This is a genomic window from Caballeronia sp. EK (assembly GCF_014384845.1).
Taxonomy (GTDB): Bacteria; Pseudomonadota; Gammaproteobacteria; order Burkholderiales; family Burkholderiaceae; genus Caballeronia; species Caballeronia jiangsuensis.
Window position 1 is genome coordinate 543,030 of record NZ_JACSUE010000002.1, and the last position, 16,285, is coordinate 559,314.

Below are 16,285 nucleotides of genomic sequence, written 5' to 3' on the forward strand. Positions count from 1 at the left end.
ATACCAGCACGCGACGCATTCGACGTGCGAGTCAAGGTTATGGCATGCGAATGAGCGCTGTATGAGCGCGCCGAAAAAACTCGGGCGGGCTGCATATGAATGAAACGAGACTGCGTAGCGCGTGGCTGGCGGCGCGAGAATACGCCAGCGGGCTATAAGAGGAAAGGCGTGACGAGGCTAACGGCGCATGATGCGCGAATGCCGCTTCAGGCTTTCACGATGCATCGATTGCGATGCGGTGATTGGAGTGCCGAGCACGAACAAAGGTTCCTTCGCGCGCTTTTAAGCGAATCATGATTCACGCACGAGATCATTAAGCGCTAGCCGCCCGACGCCTCCAGAGGGCGGTCCGGTTTCACGCGCAAACCATACGCAGTCAGCATGCGATACAGCGTGACACGAGAGATACCCAGTTCATCAGCAGCTTCACCGAGACGGCCGCGATGACGCAGCAGCGCCACTTCGATAGCCTGCCGCTCGGCGGCCTCGCGTGCTTGCGCAAGTGTCATCGGCGCGGCTTCGGCATATTCGCCCAGTTCCAGATCGGCTGCGAGAATCTGCCGTCCTTCCGACATGACGATTGCGCGGCGCACGCGATTGATCAATTCGCGCACATTGCCGGGCCAGCCATAGTTATGAAGCGCCGCGATCGCGCACGGTGAAAAGCCGCGCAGCCGGCGGCTCGCATCCTTTCTGAAGCGATCGAGCATGTGATTCGCGAGCAGTTCGATATCCTTGCCGCGCACGCGCAGCGGCGGCTCGTCGATCTGCAATACGCACAGACGATGGTACAAGTCCGCACGGAAACGTCCTTCGATCATCGCCGACTGCATATCGACGTGCGTCGCTGAAATGATGCGCACATCGACATCCGTAGACCCTTGTCCGCCCAGACGCTCGATCTTGCGCTCCTGCAGGAAGCGCAACAGGCTTGCCTGGCTTTCGAGCGGCAAATCGCCGATTTCATCGAGAAAGAGCGTGCCGCCGTCGGCTGCTTCCACGCGTCCGATCTTGCGTTGATTCGCGCCCGTGAACGCGCCGCGCTCATAGCCGAAGAGTTCCGATTGCAGCAGATGCGCGGGTATCGCGCCGCAATTGATCGCGACGAACGGCTGATCGCGGCGCACCGAACGCTCGTGAATCGCGACCGCCGTGAGTTCCTTACCCGTACCCGATTCGCCGGAGATGAAAACGGGCGCATCGGTCATCGCGACTTTGCGAATCGAGCGATACAGCGCCTGCATCGCATCGCAGGAGCCGACCATGCTGCCTTCCTTGCAATCGTCTTTGCGGGGATCGTTGCTGGCGGTGTCATGCAGCGACACCATGCCGTACGCATGCCCGACTGCATCGACGATACGGTCCGCCGAAGAGGGCACCGTCACATAGTCGAAACAGAAATCGCGAATCAGCCGGCAAATCTCGGGGTTATCGACATGCTCGGCGTCCACGGTCGCGACCCAGCCGATCTGATAGCTTGCGAGCATCGCGGTAAGCGTGGCCGCTTCGGCGGCGAAGCCGCGGCTCGTCAGATCGACGATCCCTGCGGCGGCGCGCTTGCCGTGCTTGGCGGATTTGGGCGGCTTTGCCGGATCGATGCGCTCGATGGCCCAGCCGCGATCATGCAAACGCCCGGACAAATCGTCCGATACGGCCCGACCAACGAAATAGAGCGTTCTGGCTTCCCCGTACATGGCTTTTCCCGGCTTTTTTTAGGTGTAGCGGCAAGTATGCGCCCGGTTGCCGCAATGTAAAACGTCTCGCAAACGATAACCAGATTTTGATTGTTTACATTGATCGGCGGAATCGATTAAGTACGTGAGAGTAATCTTTGCATTACGTTCGTGCAGAAATTAAATGCACGCATGTGCTTTAGGGCGCTCAACCATATGCTGGGAGGCTTTCGTCCGAGGAGATATGGCGGAACAAATTACTTATTCACTTATGAATATGATTTGTCCAGCATGTATCTGCATAGCTGAAAGTGGCCGGCGCTGAAATGTCAGATAATTGGTAGCTCATGCATTTTTGTGGCGCTGCCATTGCGAGCGTAGAGTTCGTAAACGCGTCCGTCTGATGAATACCCGTTCGAACATGGAAAATCCAGAGAATCGCACTTCAACCTATCAGCCGCGTTTGCTTCTGGTCGACGACGATCCGGCGATGATCCGCGTCATCGGCGAAATGCTTGCGGAATTTCCCAACCAGCGCTTTGCTCTCACGGGCGAGGCCGCGCTGGCCCTGGCGCGCGAGTCGACGCCGGACCTCATTCTTCTCGATGCCAATCTGCCCAACATGACGGGCTTCGATGTCTGCGAGATTCTCAAGAGCGACGCGAAGCTCGCGCGTGTGCCGGTCATTTTCATCACGAGTCACGACGCGCCCGCGCTCGAAGTCGATGCGTTTCGCATGGGCGCCGCCGATTACGTGATCAAGCCGCTCGTCGCGCCACGCTTGCGCGCGCGCGTGCGGGCGCAGCTCCGTTTGCGGCATCGCGTGATGGAGGCACAGGCAGCGAAGCCCGCGGTGACGAAACCCACGGGCGTGCGCGTGCTCGGCATCCTTTCTGACGACATGGTCGAGGCGCATCGCCATGCGCTCGAAGCCATCGGCGCACTCGACGTGGTGAAGGATTGCGAAGCCGCTGTGCGTCTCGCTCAAAGCAAGGAGCCGGATGCAATCGTGCTGGATGCGCGTTGCTGCGATTACCCTTGCGAAGCCGTGCGTACGTTGCTGGCGGAACTGGCTCACGTGCCCATCGTCGTGCTGGCCGATGCGCGCGATATCGAAACGGAGCAATGCACGCTCGATGCCGGCGCAGCGGATGTCATCGCGAGTCCGGCGAGGTCAGCAGTGTTGCAGGCGCGTGTGCAAGGCGCGTTGACTTCGGCGCGGCAAGCACGGGAAGAATTGCGCGCGCAGCTCGAATCAGCGAGGGGCGCGAGCGTTCATCCGTTTCCGGTGTTCGCTCGCGATACACGCGCCGGCTAGGTTATAGCGTTTCCTTCATTTCAAACCTGCTCAAGCATATCGCGCGCGATCTCCGATGCGCGCGCGAAATCGAGCGCTCGCACGCGTGCGAGAAACTGCTCGAAGTCCTCGCGGTATGCGCCCGGCGCGTGAGGCGACAGGTTCTCGGACAGAGAGATCGCCTGCAGATTCGATGCATCGAGCAATTCGATGATCGCAGCGAGCCGAGCACGCCAGTCTTCATCATCGAGCGGTGACTTGCTGGTCTCCGAGTTCACGGACGACGACGGCCGGCCGAATTCATCGACGAGCCGTGTCACGCTCGACGCAAGCAATTCCCGCATGCGCGGCAGCTTCGCGCGCGTTGCTTCGAGCACTTGCGTATCGGTTTCGAGCGTGCTTGCGAGCTTCGCGAGCGCCGCCGCGCCGACCGTGCCCGCGCTTCCCTTGATTGCATGCAGCATCGATGCGGCGCTTTGCATATCGTGTGCAACAAGCGCCGAGTCGAGCCGCGCCAGTTGCCTGTCGGTCTGTGGGCTGAAGCGGTCGATTGCATTACGGATCAAATCGACATTTCCACCGAAGCGCGCGACGATCGAATCGCGCGGCTCGATGATCGCCTCGGCATCAATGTCCTGGGTATCGACGTGCGCGCGCAGCACCGCGACCAGCCGCTCGACATCGATCGGCTTGCCCACGTGATCGTTCATGCCGGCCTGCAAACAGGCATCGCGATCCGTGCCCGACGCGTTGGCCGTCATCGCGATGATCGGCAGCGCGGCGAAACGGCCATCCGCGCGAATCAGACGTGTCGCTTCGAGGCCGTCGAGATCGGGCATCTGCACGTCCATCAGCACGGCATCGAAATGGGCATTGGCTGTCACGATCCGATCGACGCCTTCGCGGCCGCCATCCGCAAGCGTCACGGACGCGCCTTCAGCCAGGAGCAGGCCTTCCGCGACCTGGCGGTTGAGTTCGTTGTCCTCGACCACGAGTAACGCAAGTCCCGCAAGGCGGGCTTTCTTCGGCAGCGGCTGCATCGTCGTTGGCATCGCCTTGCTAGCGCGAGGCAGCGCGGCGCGAATCGCGGCGGCGAGCTGCTTCGGTGTCACGGGCTTCGTCAGAAAAGCGGCGAAGGGCGCAGCGCCGCCGTCCTGCGACTCTCGCAAAACCTCGCGTCCGAAAGCAGTGACCAGCAGCACGAGAGGCGGGGTCGCGCGGCCCTTCATCGCGTTGATCTGCCTTGCAGCGTTCAGGCCGTCGAGTCCCGGCATGCGCCAGTCGAGCAGGGCGATAGCGTAGGGCGCTTCGCTCAATGCAGCGTCGCCGATGCGCTTGACCGCCTCGGCCCCGCTCGTCACGACATCCGCCTGCCAGCCGAGCGAGCGCACCGTGCGCACCATGATCTCGCCCGCGATCGCGTTGTCGTCGGCGATGAGAATCCGCGCGCCATGTTCAGGGATCGCGACGTCGTCAAGCATGAGCGCACCGGACGTGTCCACGCCGAGCGTGATGTCGAACCAGAAGCGGCTGCCTTCACCGACGTGGCTTTCGACTTCGAGCTGGCTACCCATCATCGCGAGGAGCCGTTTGCTGATGACGAGGCCGAGGCCGGAGCCTCCATAGCGCCGCGAGGTCGATGCTTCGGCCTGTGTGAAGCCCTCGAAGATGCGCCCGAGCTGTTCCTCGCTGATGCCGATGCCGCTGTCGCTCACCGCGACGCGCACGCGCACCGCGTCGCCCGCTGACTCGTTCGCGTCTTCGCATCGATGCACGCTCACGACGATTTGCCCCTTCGACGTGAACTTGAGCGCATTGCCCGCGAGATTGGTGAGCACCTGCTGAAGCCGGAAGCTGTCGCCGATCAGCACGGCCGGCAAGGACGCATCGAGATCGAACAGCACTTCGACATCTTTCGTGCCCTGATTGCCCGACAACACAATGCCGAGCTCCTGCATCAGCTTCTCCGGCTCGAACGGATGGCTGTCGATTTCCAGCTTGCCTGCCTCGATCTTCGAGTAATCGAGGATGTCGTTGAGCAGGTTCAGCAGCGATTTCGCCGCCGTTTCGGCCTTGCTCACATAGTCCTGCTGGCGCGCGTTGAGCGTCGTCAGTTGCACGAGATGCAGCATGCCGAGCACCGCGTTCATCGGGGTGCGGATTTCATGGCTCATGTTCGCGAGAAACGACGACTTCGCCGCGCTCGCGGCATCCGCCTGTTCCTTCGCGTTGCGCAGATGAAATTCCAGCTCGTATTGGTCGGTGATGTCGTAATTCACGCCGGTCATCACGACAGCCGCGCCGCTCGCGTTGCGTTGCGTGCGCAGGCCAGCCTGGATGCGCCGCGTCGTGCCGTCCGGCAGGACGATGCGAAACGGCGGCAAAGTCTCGGTCTCGCCTGCCGCGACCGCGCGCAGGTCGCTCATGATCGCGTCGTGATCTTCGGGATGAACGCGCAGGCGCCAGTGCTCGAAATGCAGACCGTTGTCGAGTAGTTCCGGCGGGTATTGATAGAGCTCGAACATGCGCGCATTCCAGTGCACCTTGCCGGTCGCGATATCCCAGGACCAGATGCCCAGCTCGGCGATGTCGGCGGCAAGCAGAAGCTGGTCGCGCGCCTGAGCCAGCTCGGTCCGCTCCTTTCTCTGCCGGGAAATATCCGTAATGACAGATACAAAATGCAAAACGCCATCGAGCCGCATCGCGCCCGTGGAAACGTGCGCGGGAAACGATGTGCCGTCCTTCCGCTGCCCGGCAAGTTCGCAATCGGCGGTTGCCACGCCGTTCTCGCCCTTGAATTGCATTATGTATTCGTTATACGCATCCAGATGCGGCGGCGGCACCAGCATCCGGATGTTCTGCCCGATGACCTCGTCGGCCTTGTACCCGAACACCTTTTCGCCCGCCGAGTTGAACGAGCGGACGGCGCCGCGCTCGTCCACGGTGATGATCGGGCTGATCGCGGTATCGAGCACGGTTTGCGTCGTCGCGAGGCTGCGGGCGAGTTCCTGCTCGATGCGCGTGCGCGCGGTGACCTGGCGCACGAGCCGCGCGCCGAACATCGCCAGCACAAGCGCGAGCACGGTCGTGACCGACGCGTGCCAGAGCGTGTCGCGCCACCACGGCCCGAGGATTTCGTCTTCCGAGAGCGCCGCCGCGACGAAGAGCGGGTAGTCCTGCAATTCGCGCAGGCTGTTCAGGCGCTTGATGTGGTCCTGCGAAGAGCGCGTCGTGAACACGCCGGAGCGGCCCTGTTCCAGGTGCGAGCGAAAGAGCGCCGTATCGATCACGTTCTTGCCGACGAAACGGTCCTCGAACGGACGGCGCACCACCATCACGCCAGAATTCAGGACGAGCGCCGCAGCGCCCGACTGGCCGAGATCGAGGCTGTCGTAGAAGCGCGAGAAGAAGTCGATGTCGATGGTCGCGAGCGCGACTCCCGCGAAGCTGCCGTCGGGCGCATCGATGCGACGCGATATCGGCACGACCCACTTGCCCGTCGAGCGGCTTCTGAACGGCGGCCCGATATGCGAATTCTGATCCGTACGTGTACGGTGATAGTCGAAGTATTCGCGGTCCGAGTTGTTGAAGCGCGAATCGAGTTTGGGCTGCGAGTTGACGAGCCACGCGCCCGTCTTGTCGTAGATGAAGAGGCCGTTCAGTTGCGGCAGTTGCTCGACGCGCGAGACGAGCGAGCGATGCAGCCGCGCGAGCGCCTGCGGCGAGGTGCCGTCTTCCTCGACGCGTTCCACCATGCCGATGAGCGTCGTGTCGGCTTCCTTGAAGGTGTCGTTCGCGTGCTGCGCCATCGCGCGCGCTAGGTTCGATGTCGCCGTCGTCATCTCGTCGATCTGCACGCGGCGCGCGGCGACGCTGCGCCCGATATCGGTGCCGATCAGGAGCATGCAGACGATGACGATGAACACCGTCATCCTGAACGTGAGCGAGTGGCGACTGAGCACGCCGTGTCTCCGAATGAGCGATTGCAGGGCGCCGGATCGGGCGCTGCCGTATCTTATCGCGCCGTCCGGGGCGTTCGTCAGACGGCCCAGCGAGGCAATGCCGCGGTTTGCGCGGCCATCAATCTGTCTACGGCGCGGCGGCGCAAAAACTTGACCCCGCACGACGGGAATATTTTCGCGGTTTTATCCGTATCGCAAGCATGGCTTCGGCTTCGGACATGTTCGAAGTCCGCCGTCTTTCAGAACGGAAAGCGTTGGCTCGCGCCCGACACTCGTGTCGCCCGGCGTGCGGTCGAGTTCGCGCCGAGCCTTGTGGCACAAGGGATTCGCATAACTGGCACGGTGGCTGCATTACATGTCGCCACCGCCGCCTCAGCGACTCTCCGGGTTAACCCGTTTTAACGATCGCTCAGCGGCATCTCATCAAGGAACGTGCTGGTGCACGTGGAGCGAATCATGTTCGGATACCTAATCAATGTAGGAAAGGACTTCATGCTGCCGCATCTGATCTGCTGGACCGGGATCCTGCTGAACCGTGCGGAGCATGGCCGCCGCGATGCCTATCTCGGATCGTGCGCGGATATCGGTGAACTCGAGCGCCGCATGCGCGCGTGCGACAGCGACAGCGAAACCTGATCAATCACGAGGCGAGAACGAACGATGATGGCTTTGAACGACGAACACACCGGCGCGCCGGTCATCGCGCTGCATTGCTCGGGCGCGGGCGCGAGTCAATGGCGTCTCTTGGGCGACACCCTCGACGCGCTCAATACCGACGACACGCGCTATTCGCTGATCGCGCCGGAGCATTACGGCTGCGACAGCGTCGGACCGTGGAGCGGCGAGCGGGCCTTCACGCTCGCGGACGAAGCCGCGCGCACCGTCGAGATCATCGATCGATCGCGCGGCAAGGTGCATCTCGTCGGACATTCATATGGCGGCGGCGTCGCGCTGCGTGCGGCGCTCGAGCGGCCGCGCGGCGTTGCGAGCATCACGCTGTACGAGCCATCGGCGTTTCATCTCTTGAAGGGCATGGGCGCGCACGGCGCGGCGGCATTCGCGGAGATTCTCGCGATCGCGGCGCGCACGGCCGAGGGCGTCGTCGCGGGCGATCTGCGTGGCGCGGCGCGCTCGTTCGTCGACTATTGGGGCGGGCATGGCGCGTGGACCGCGCTGCGGCCGTCCGTCCAGGCGATGCTCACGCGCTGGGTGCCGAAAGCGCCGCTCGATTTTCGCGCGCTGATACACGAGCCCACGCCGGCGAGCGCGTATGCGAAGCTGCGCATTCCGACGCTCGTGATGCGCGGCGAACATGCGCCCGCGCCGACGCGGCTGATCGCGGAGTCGTTACCCGATCTGATGCCGGCGGCGAAGCTGATCATCGTGCCCGAAGCGGGGCACATGGGGCCGATTACGCATGCGCAGGCGGTGAACGAGGCGATCGCACAGCATATCGCCACGTGCGATGCGCGGCCCGTCAGCTAGCCCGTCGGTTAGCCCAATAGCCCGTCGCGCGACGGCTCGCTTTTTCCCTGACGCTGAATGAGCCGCGCGCGAAACCAGAATGTCCACGCGAGCAATCCGCCGTAGATCGCATAACTCACGACGGGCGACACGACGAGATAGCGCTCGACGGGCCACGTCCACGCGAACCAGAAGCGCAGCACGGTTTCGACCGACAGGCCGACGCCCCACACCAGCGTCATGAGCCGCAACGATGCGCGCAGCGACGCGCTTTCGCTCCAGTACGCCTCGAAGCGCTCGGCGCCGTTTTCCTGCTCGCGCGTGACGGTTGCGCGGGCGAGATAGAAGATGAGCGGACGCTGGAAGAAAAGCGAGATCAGGAAAACGATGCCCGTCGCGCCCGCCGCGAGCGATTCGCGTACGAGCAGGATGCGCGGGCTGCCGCCCATCGCGAGCATCACGATCGACAGCGCAATGCCGAACAGCACGAGCGCGGAAAGCGCATCGACGCGCCGCGAACGCGCAAATTCGGCAATGCTCCACACGAGCGGCGGCGCCGCCGATGCGTAGAGTGCGCCGACATCGCCCCAATACGGCAGTGCAAGCCGATACGCCAGCCACGGAAGCAGCAGATTGGCGGCAAGTTCGAGCACGAGACCGGGCTTGATTTTTTTCATGGACTCACGAGTGTGCACTTAAACGCGGAACCGTGAGCCAAGTATAAAAGATCAAATGTGCGCGAATGTACGCATACGCGCGTGCCGAATCGGCAAGGGAAAACGAGAAAGCGAAGCCGTCTGCCCGATCCGGCAGGCGGCATCGCATCGGTTACTTCTTCTGGCCCGCACCCGCGGCGGTGGCACTGGGATTCACGCCATTTGCGGCGTTTGCAGCGTTAGGGTTATAGGTGGAATTCGCGTTGTAATTCGGGTTGGTCGTGGCGGCGTTCGGCGTGTTGGTGGTCGCCGCGGGCGGCTTGAGTGGCTTGGGCTGGAGCGTCTGGTTGATGACGCCCATCTGACCCATCTTCTTCGCGGCCTGACTGTCCGCGCTGGCTGCCGTGGCGAAGCACATACCGGCAGCGCCGGCGATCAACGCAATTTGCAGGGCGCGACGTTGCGCGCGATTGCGGCTCTTCTTCATGACGGCCTCCCTTGGGCATCACACTCGCCGCGCGGATGCACGGCGGCATTCTCATTGTGTGCAAGGACGGTGCCCGGAAGTAGGAGGGTTTTGCCTAGGTGCATTTCATGCGCTCTGCGACGTTACGGCACAGCCGCGCTTGATAAATGTCTAACAAATGGATTCGCCCGGTCGGTACTATGTACTTCGAAGTATTTACGACGAACGCACCGGAGGATCACCGCATGTTTCCCGAGTATCGCGATCTCATCTCGCGTCTGAAAACCGAGGACGCCCATTTCTCGCGGCTGTTTGAGCGCCACAACGAGCTCGATCATCAGATCGCCAACATGGAGACGGGCGTCGCGCCTGCCAGTTCGTTCGCCATCGAATCGCTGAAAAAGGAAAAGCTGTTGTTGAAGGACAAGCTGTATGCGGTGTTGAGAAAGGCGCACGAAGCCGCGTGAAGCAGGGAAGACAATGAAGAGGAAGGCATGAAGTTGATATCGCCAGAAAAGGCAGCTGAATCGAATGATGGCGACATCGCGGCAGGCGCGGTTCCGGTCTGCATCGAACAGGAAGAAGCAGGCCGCGCGGTCGAAGCGGCGCATGAGCTGCTGACGAGTAGCGTCGGCGACATTCTTCAAGGCTTCGACCCGCACGACCACAAACAAACGAAATCGCTGGTCGATACCGTGAGAACCCTGATCGGCGGAATGTCGCCGGATGAAGTCGCCATGCTGCGCGCCCATCTTTTGGATGGCGACGCCGTGCTTCGAACGGGCAGCGGATCGGCCGATCCGGACGACGAACTCTCGCCGTCGTGGCGCGAGGGCAGTTATCCGTATCGGAATCTGATGTCGCGGCGCGCGTACGAGAAGCAGAAGTACCGGCTTCAGGTCGAGTTGCTGAAGTTGCAGGCCTGGGTGCGTGACACCGGCCAGCGTCTCGTGATCGTCTTCGAAGGACGCGATGCGGCGGGCAAGGGCGGCACCATCAAACGTTTCATGGAGCATCTCAATCCGCGCGGCGCGCGCGTGGTCGCACTGGAAAAGCCGTCCGAGCGCGAGCGGGGTCAATGGTACTTTCAGCGCTACGTCGGCCACTTGCCGACGGCGGGCGAGATCGTCCTGTTCGACCGCTCGTGGTACAACCGCGCGGGCGTCGAGCGCGTGATGGGCTTTTGCACGCCGCGCGAATACGACGAATTCATGCAGCAGGTGCCCGCGTTCGAGCGGCATCTGTCGCAGGGCGGCACGCACGTCATCAAGCTATGGTTTTCGGTGAGCCGCGCCGAGCAGCGCCGCCGCTTCAGGGAGCGCGAGATTCATCCGCTCAAGCAGTGGAAGCTGAGCCCGGTCGATCTCGCGTCGCTCGACAAGTGGGACGCCTATACCGAAGCCAAGGAAGCGATGTTCGCGCACACCGATACCGCCGACACGCCCTGGACCGTCGTGCGCTCCGATTGCAAGAAGCGCGCGAGGCTCAACGCGATGCGCTACGTGCTGCACAGGCTGCCGTATGCGAATCGCGATCTCAAGGCGATCGGCGCGGTCGATCCGTTCATCGTCGGGCGGCCGTTCTAGCTCGCGTTCGCGCCGTCCATCAAGGTCTCGGCGAGCAGGCGCGCGTGTGGCGTGAGCGCGTCGAAGTCGCGGGCGCACAGATGCAGGCGGCGCGTCGCCCACGGCTCCGAGAGCGGCACGATGGCGAGTTCCGGCCGCTCCAGCATGCGCGCCGACGCCTCCGACAAAATCACCAACCCGATGCCCGCCTCGACCAGCATGCCGACGTTGTCGATGCTGCGCATGCGGATGCGATAGCTGATCTGCTTGCCGAGCCGTGAAGCGCGTTCGGCCAGATGCAATTCGAGCGCGGCATCCGATAAGCCCACGAAGGCCTCGCCGACGATCTCCGCGAACGCCACCGCGCGTTCCCCCGCGATGCGATGCGCGCGGTTCGCCACGACCACCAGTTGATCCTGCGCGAGCAGATGCGTCTGTAGTTGTCCGAGGTCCGCGGTGTCCGACACGACGCCCAGATCGGCGCGGCTTTCCGCAACCGCCAGCACGATATCGACGCTCGGGCGCTCGTCGAGATCGATCGAAAGATCCGGATGCACGGCGAGAAAATGCGAGAGCCTCGGCGGCAGGAAGGCGGCCAGCGCGGCCGTGTTCGACATCATCCGGATTCGGCCCTTGAGGCCCGTCGCGAACGAGCGCAGTTCGCCGCGCATCTGCTCGACCTGACCGAGTATCGCGCGCGCGTGACGCACGAAGGCATCGCCGGCGGCGGTCGCCTGCACGCCGCGCCGGTTGCGTTCGAGCAGCGGCGCGCCGAGCGCGGCCTCCATCCCGGCGATGCGCTCGCTCGCAGAAGCCAGCGCGAGATGCATCGCCTGCGCGCCCGCCGTGATGCTGCCGCGCTCGACCACGGTCAGGAAAAGCCGCATGTCGGTCAGATCGAAACGCATGCTCCATCCTTCGGTTTAGCCGAAGCCTCGCATTGGAAATGCCAGATTGTAAGGGCCGCGCGGCCTCGTTAGCATCTGTCGCATGGAACCCTTTATTCTCGTCATCGGCGCCGGTTTTCTCGCGGGCGCGATGAACGCACTCGCTGGCGGCGGCTCGTTCGTGAGCCTGCCCGCGATGATCGCCGCCGGCTTGCCACCGGTTCAGGCGAACGCTTCGAGCACCGTCGCGCTCTTTCCCGGCGGCGTGGTGAGCGCGTGGGCGTATCGCGACGGGCTCGGTCCCGTCGGCTCGGTGTCGATCCGCAAGATGCTCGTGACGACGCTCATCGGCGGCTTCGTCGGCGCGGCGCTCCTGCTGTCGACGTCGTCGAAAACGTTTTCCTTCGTGCTGCCGTGGCTCCTCCTGTGCGCGAGCTTCACGCTCGCGTTCGGCCGCAAGCTCGGCGAGGTGTTGCGGCGGCGCTGGCATATCGGCGTGGCGGCGGTGCTGTCGATCCAGTTCCTGCTCGGCGTGTATGGCGGGTACTTCGGCGGCGCGGTCGGCATCATGATGATGGCCGTCTGGGGCCTGCTCGATTCGCGCGACCTGAAAAGCCTGAACGCGCCGCGCACGCTGCTCGTGAGCGCGGCGAACTCGGTCGCGGTGCTGACCTTCGCGGCGGCGCAGGCCGTGCGCTGGCCGGAAACGATCGCGATGCTGCTCGCAGCGATCGCGGGCGGTTACAGCGGCGCGCAAATCGGCCGGCGCGCGCCGCCGCACTGGATTCGCGCGGGCACGCTGGTCGTCAGCGCCGGCATCACGATTGCATTTTTCGTCAAGACCTACGGGCCGATGCTGTCGCATCGATGATGCGCGTGAATCGCGCGAGGGGAGACCATCATGATTCCCGCGTTGCTCGAAACCATCGGTGCGCTTTCGCTGCTCGTGAGCGTCGCGGCGAAGATCGCGTTGCTGCGTGGAATGTGCGACGAAGCCGGGCCCGCCGCGCCGGAAGCCGTGTCGGCCGGGCATGTCCGGGCCGCATGCGCCAGTCGCCCAGAGCGGCACGAAGCGCGTCGCGAAAGCCGCGCGCGCGTGCCGCTCAATGCGCGTTGCGTGCGAGCGGGGGCAGGCCGAGCGGCACTCTCGCGGCCTCGTAGGCACGGATGAAGCGCGGATCGTCGTCGAGTTCGCGCGCCATCCACTTCGAGAGGTCCGCACCACAGCCGGGATCGGCGATGTCGCGAAAGCACGGCGAATTCGCGGGCATCATGCTCGCGGCCCAATAGAAGCCGAAGAGCGCCTGCTTTTCGGCGGGTTCCATGGCGATTGCCTGCGGATCGGTTCCAGAGAACCAGTGATCGAGCCGGGACGCGAGGGACGCTTCCGTTTCGTGGCTATCGTAGGAGAAGACATAACCGCCGCCCGCCTGCGCCGTGTGGAAGTCGTCCATCACGACTTCCGTGACGAAGCGCGCCGCCTTCTGGTTAGCCGCGAACGATTGCGCGTGCGCATCGCAAGTCAGGATCCACATGGAGACGAGCAATGCCTTTGTTTTATGCCGAACGAAGGCACGGCATTTTTTCCGATTGCTTGTCGAGTTCACGCAGGTGAGTGGAAATAAATTCGCGTCTTCGCGAATGGGTATGGCCTGAATAAGATGACGATTCTACTGATCTATTTATATCTCGCTTGTCCGATCGAACCCGTCGAAGACAAGCTTATTCGCGCACCAATGCAAAACGGCCCGGATGGGCCGTTTTGTGCCTTAAGGCGACAGCGCCGAACTTACAGCGGCTGGATCGTCGAAGCTTGCTTGCCCTTCGGGCCTTGCTTGACTTCGAAGCTCACCTTCTGGTTCTCCTGGAGCGACTTGAAACCCTTGGACTGGATTTCGGAGAAATGTGCAAACAGGTCCTCACCGCCGTCGTCCGGCGTGATGAAACCAAAACCCTTCGCATCGTTGAACCACTTGACAGTACCTGTTGCCATTTTTTCCGAACCCTATTGAGACGATTAAACGTTGAAGTTGCGCTTCGAATTTCGAGCGACACAGAGTTTTACCATGCCAGAATGCGGAGTTCAAATAAGCGTTTCTGCTAAGAGACACAACATAAGCGCGTCATACTTCACGCGGCCAGCGCCGGTTTTGCGGAAATCTTTTTGATCGGACATTATCCGTCCGCCCGGTCGATTATTCTCGACATTTCGGTCAGCCAGATGACCAAAGGCACACTCATATGGCTCATACGCTTTCGAATGCCACGCAACGCGCCACAACCGTTTCCGCCCGGCTCGACGCCCCCGAGATCGCCGAGGTGCGCCGCCAGCTTGCCGCCTGTTTTCGGCTCGCGGCGCTGCACGGCTTCGAAGAGGGTGTCTGCAATCACTTTTCCGCGATGGTGCCGGGCCACGACGATCTGTTCTTCGTGAACCCCTATGGTTATGCGTTCAGCGAGATCACGGCGTCGCGTCTGCTGATCTGCGACTTCGACGGCAATGTCATCGACGGCGAAGGCGAGCCCGAGGCGACTGCATTCTTTATTCACGCGCGGGTGCACAAGCTGATGCCGCGCGTGAAGGCCGCTTTTCATACGCATATGCCGAACGCGACCGCGCTATGCCTGCTCGACGGGCCGCCGCTTTTGTGGCTCGGGCAGACGTCGCTCAAGTTCTACGGCCGCACGGCGGTCGACGAGCACTACAACGGTCTTGCGCTCGACGATGCCGAGGGCGATCGCATCGCCGGTGCGATGGGCGACGCCGATATCCTCTTCCTCAAGAATCACGGCGTGATGGTTGCGGGTGCGACGATCGCCGAGGCGTGGGACGATCTCTACTATCTGGAGCGCGCGGCGGAAGTGCAATTGCGCGCGATGAGCGCGAACCGTCCGCTCAAGCCGGTGCCGCACGACATCGCGCAACGCACGTATGAGCAGATGCGCGCGGGCGATGCCGAGAGCGCGCGGGCGCATCTCGCAAGCGGCATGCGGCAGTTGCGCGCGCGGAATATCGATTTCGAGTCGTGATTACTTTCGCGTGCCGAAGCGCCTGAACCATCCGCGCTTGCCCATATCCGTCTGTTGAAGGAACACGGCGATAACAATGATCAATCCCTTCAGCACGAGTTGCGTATTGCTGTCGATATCGTTGAGCAGCAGGATATTGCTCAGAAAGCCGAAGATCAGCACGCCGGCGACCGTGCCCGACACGCGCCCGACGCCGCCAGAAAGGCTCGTGCCGCCGATCACCACGGCGGCGATCGCATCGAGCTCCCAGCCCATGCCGGCATCCGCCTTGCCCTGGCGATACTGCGCCGCGTAAAGCACGCCGACGAGCGCGGACAAGAGCCCCGAGATCGCATACGCCGCCATCTTGTGACGCGCGACATCGAGCCCCGACACGACCGCGCATTTCTCGTTTCCGCCGATCGCATACAGATACTTGCCGAACACCGTGCGATTCATCACGAAGCCGACGACCACGGCGATCGCGAGAAAGAAGAGCGCGGGCACGGGCACCACGTTGAAGAGCAGCGCGCGCAGTGCTTCGATATCGGAGGTCGCATTGGTGCCGCTATAGATCGAATAGACGGCCGTGTCCTGGCCCGCGATCAGGCGAGCGGCGCCGAGCACGCCGACCATCGCGGCGAGCGTCACGATGAAGGGCTGCATGCGCCCGCGCGTGATGATCCAGCCGTTGAGCGCGCCGAGCGTGAAGCCCGCGAGCGGCACGATCCACATCACGGCGAGCAAGGGCATGCGATGCCCGCCGTGCAGCGCGATATACGCGCACGCCGACGCCGCGACGAGCAACGCAACGCCCGCCTGCATGGCAACGGATGAACGGTCCGCGACGCGCACCGTCTGCGTATCGCGGGCGCGCATGATGCCGCGCACGACGCCGAGCGCGGCGAACACGATCGCGAACATGGCGATCGCATCGAGCACGAGCGATGCATACGTCGCGCGATTCCAGCCATCGGTCGTGAGCAGCATGGCGGTGAGCACGCTGCCGAGACCCATGATCGCGCCGACCGAGAGATCGATGCCCGCCGTGATGATCACGAGCGTCATGCCGATGGAGATCACGCCGACGTTCGCCACCTGACGGAACACGTCGGAGATATTCGCGCTCGACAGAAAGATGTTGCCGCCATCGGCCGCGTGCGGCGATGTCAGCGCGCCGACCACCAGCAGCACGATGAGCCCCAGGTAATACTTCAGATACGTGAGGAACGTGCTCAGGTGTCGCTGGCGGGCGTTGGCCGCGGGCTCGGCGAGTTGGTCCTGCGCGTGCAGCATGGTGTGAGTC

At 62.9% G+C, this 16,285-nt stretch carries 15 protein-coding genes; 7 read left to right on the forward strand and 8 right to left on the reverse strand.

Annotated elements, in window-relative coordinates:
• Window positions 1-320 precede the first annotated feature (320 nt).
• Window positions 321-1,694: a sigma-54 dependent transcriptional regulator gene (locus IAG25_RS06900; protein WP_187604185.1), complete on the reverse strand. Its 1,374-nt coding sequence runs from the start codon at window positions 1,692-1,694 to the stop codon at window positions 321-323.
• Window positions 1,695-2,076: 382 nt separating this feature from the next.
• Here IAG25_RS06900 and IAG25_RS06905 point away from each other — a divergent pair, with 382 nt between their 5' ends.
• Window positions 2,077-2,991 (forward strand): response regulator, encoded by a 915-nt coding sequence (locus IAG25_RS06905; RefSeq protein ID WP_255503563.1) that lies wholly within the window; start codon window positions 2,077-2,079, stop codon window positions 2,989-2,991.
• Window positions 2,992-3,011: 20 nt separating this feature from the next.
• Here the strand turns inward: IAG25_RS06905 and IAG25_RS06910 are convergent, their stop codons facing one another.
• A complete protein-coding gene (locus tag IAG25_RS06910) occupies window positions 3,012-6,932 on the reverse strand; it encodes a response regulator (protein ID WP_309243924.1) in 3,921 nt (1,306 codons plus the stop codon).
• Between the two features lie 456 nt (window positions 6,933-7,388).
• Here IAG25_RS06910 and IAG25_RS06915 point away from each other — a divergent pair, with 456 nt between their 5' ends.
• Window positions 7,389-7,568 (forward strand): DUF3563 family protein, encoded by a 180-nt coding sequence (locus IAG25_RS06915; protein ID WP_238211352.1) that lies wholly within the window; start codon window positions 7,389-7,391, stop codon window positions 7,566-7,568.
• A gap of 24 nt (window positions 7,569-7,592) precedes the next feature.
• Window positions 7,593-8,417 carry an alpha/beta fold hydrolase gene (locus IAG25_RS06920; protein WP_187604186.1) on the forward strand — a complete coding sequence of 275 codons (825 nt, stop codon included), beginning with the start codon at window positions 7,593-7,595 and terminating at the stop codon, window positions 8,415-8,417.
• A gap of 8 nt (window positions 8,418-8,425) precedes the next feature.
• Here IAG25_RS06920 and IAG25_RS06925 read toward each other — a convergent pair whose 3' ends face one another.
• Both IAG25_RS06925 and IAG25_RS06930 read right to left on the reverse strand, forming a co-directional pair.
• Window positions 8,426-9,073, reverse strand: a complete 648-nt coding sequence (locus IAG25_RS06925) for a VC0807 family protein (RefSeq protein WP_035499727.1) — start codon at window positions 9,071-9,073, stop codon at window positions 8,426-8,428.
• Between the two features lie 151 nt (window positions 9,074-9,224).
• Window positions 9,225-9,539, reverse strand: coding sequence for a hypothetical protein (locus tag IAG25_RS06930; protein ID WP_187604187.1), 315 nt, complete (start codon window positions 9,537-9,539; stop codon window positions 9,225-9,227).
• A 224-nt stretch (window positions 9,540-9,763) separates the two neighbouring features.
• Here IAG25_RS06930 and IAG25_RS06935 point away from each other — a divergent pair, with 224 nt between their 5' ends.
• The gene (locus tag IAG25_RS06935) at window positions 9,764-9,985 is read left to right on the forward strand and encodes a YdcH family protein (protein ID WP_187604503.1); all 222 of its coding nucleotides are present in this window, start codon (window positions 9,764-9,766) and stop codon (window positions 9,983-9,985) included.
• Window positions 9,986-10,012: 27 nt separating this feature from the next.
• A complete protein-coding gene (ppk2, locus tag IAG25_RS06940) occupies window positions 10,013-11,104 on the forward strand; it encodes a polyphosphate kinase 2 (RefSeq protein ID WP_187604188.1) in 1,092 nt (363 codons plus the stop codon).
• Here ppk2 and IAG25_RS06945 read toward each other — a convergent pair.
• A complete protein-coding gene (locus IAG25_RS06945) occupies window positions 11,101-11,991 on the reverse strand; it encodes a LysR family transcriptional regulator (protein ID WP_187604189.1) in 891 nt (296 codons plus the stop codon). The two genes, ppk2 and IAG25_RS06945, sit on opposite strands and share 4 nt — an antisense overlap.
• An 82-nt stretch (window positions 11,992-12,073) precedes the next feature.
• Here IAG25_RS06945 and IAG25_RS06950 point away from each other — a divergent pair, with 82 nt between their 5' ends.
• Window positions 12,074-12,841, forward strand: coding sequence for a sulfite exporter TauE/SafE family protein (locus IAG25_RS06950; protein WP_035499736.1), 768 nt, complete (start codon window positions 12,074-12,076; stop codon window positions 12,839-12,841).
• A gap of 232 nt (window positions 12,842-13,073) precedes the next feature.
• On the opposite strand, the gene IAG25_RS06955 is transcribed toward IAG25_RS06950, so the two are convergent.
• Together IAG25_RS06955 and IAG25_RS06960 are read right to left on the reverse strand one after the other, a co-directional pair.
• Complete coding sequence (locus IAG25_RS06955) at window positions 13,074-13,505, reverse strand: hypothetical protein (RefSeq protein ID WP_255503564.1); 432 nt, start codon at window positions 13,503-13,505, stop codon at window positions 13,074-13,076.
• Between the two features lie 254 nt (window positions 13,506-13,759).
• Window positions 13,760-13,963, reverse strand: a complete 204-nt coding sequence (locus IAG25_RS06960) for a cold-shock protein (RefSeq protein WP_008347993.1) — start codon at window positions 13,961-13,963, stop codon at window positions 13,760-13,762.
• A gap of 248 nt (window positions 13,964-14,211) precedes the next feature.
• Between IAG25_RS06960 and IAG25_RS06965 the strand changes: the two genes are divergently transcribed.
• Window positions 14,212-15,000, forward strand: coding sequence for an aldolase (locus IAG25_RS06965; protein ID WP_187604191.1), 789 nt, complete (start codon window positions 14,212-14,214; stop codon window positions 14,998-15,000).
• On the opposite strand, the gene IAG25_RS06970 is transcribed toward IAG25_RS06965, so the two are convergent.
• Window positions 15,001-16,275, reverse strand: a complete 1,275-nt coding sequence (locus IAG25_RS06970; RefSeq protein WP_187604192.1) for an ABC transporter permease — start codon at window positions 16,273-16,275, stop codon at window positions 15,001-15,003.
• Window positions 16,276-16,285: the final 10 nt, after the last annotated feature.

What these genes read in the sequence shown, in the direction of transcription:
- IAG25_RS06945 (WP_187604189.1), bottom strand. Translation starts at nt 11,991, where the DNA reads ATGCGTTTCGATCTGACCGACATGCGGCTTTTCCTGACCGTGGTCGAG.
- IAG25_RS06905 (WP_255503563.1), top strand. Translation starts at nt 2,077, where the DNA reads ATGAATACCCGTTCGAACATGGAAAATCCAGAGAATCGCACTTCAACC.
- ppk2 (WP_187604188.1), top strand. Translation starts at nt 10,013, where the DNA reads ATGAAGTTGATATCGCCAGAAAAGGCAGCTGAATCGAATGATGGCGAC.
- IAG25_RS06955 (WP_255503564.1), bottom strand. Translation starts at nt 13,505, where the DNA reads ATGTGGATCCTGACTTGCGATGCGCACGCGCAATCGTTCGCGGCTAAC.
- IAG25_RS06935 (WP_187604503.1), top strand. Translation starts at nt 9,764, where the DNA reads ATGTTTCCCGAGTATCGCGATCTCATCTCGCGTCTGAAAACCGAGGAC.
- IAG25_RS06965 (WP_187604191.1), top strand. Translation starts at nt 14,212, where the DNA reads ATGGCTCATACGCTTTCGAATGCCACGCAACGCGCCACAACCGTTTCC.
- IAG25_RS06900 (WP_187604185.1), bottom strand. Translation starts at nt 1,694, where the DNA reads ATGTACGGGGAAGCCAGAACGCTCTATTTCGTTGGTCGGGCCGTATCG.
- IAG25_RS06970 (WP_187604192.1), bottom strand. Translation starts at nt 16,275, where the DNA reads ATGCTGCACGCGCAGGACCAACTCGCCGAGCCCGCGGCCAACGCCCGC.
- IAG25_RS06960 (WP_008347993.1), bottom strand. Translation starts at nt 13,963, where the DNA reads ATGGCAACAGGTACTGTCAAGTGGTTCAACGATGCGAAGGGTTTTGGT.
- IAG25_RS06950 (WP_035499736.1), top strand. Translation starts at nt 12,074, where the DNA reads ATGGAACCCTTTATTCTCGTCATCGGCGCCGGTTTTCTCGCGGGCGCG.
- IAG25_RS06925 (WP_035499727.1), bottom strand. Translation starts at nt 9,073, where the DNA reads ATGAAAAAAATCAAGCCCGGTCTCGTGCTCGAACTTGCCGCCAATCTG.
- IAG25_RS06930 (WP_187604187.1), bottom strand. Translation starts at nt 9,539, where the DNA reads ATGAAGAAGAGCCGCAATCGCGCGCAACGTCGCGCCCTGCAAATTGCG.
- IAG25_RS06920 (WP_187604186.1), top strand. Translation starts at nt 7,593, where the DNA reads ATGATGGCTTTGAACGACGAACACACCGGCGCGCCGGTCATCGCGCTG.
- IAG25_RS06915 (WP_238211352.1), top strand. Translation starts at nt 7,389, where the DNA reads ATGTTCGGATACCTAATCAATGTAGGAAAGGACTTCATGCTGCCGCAT.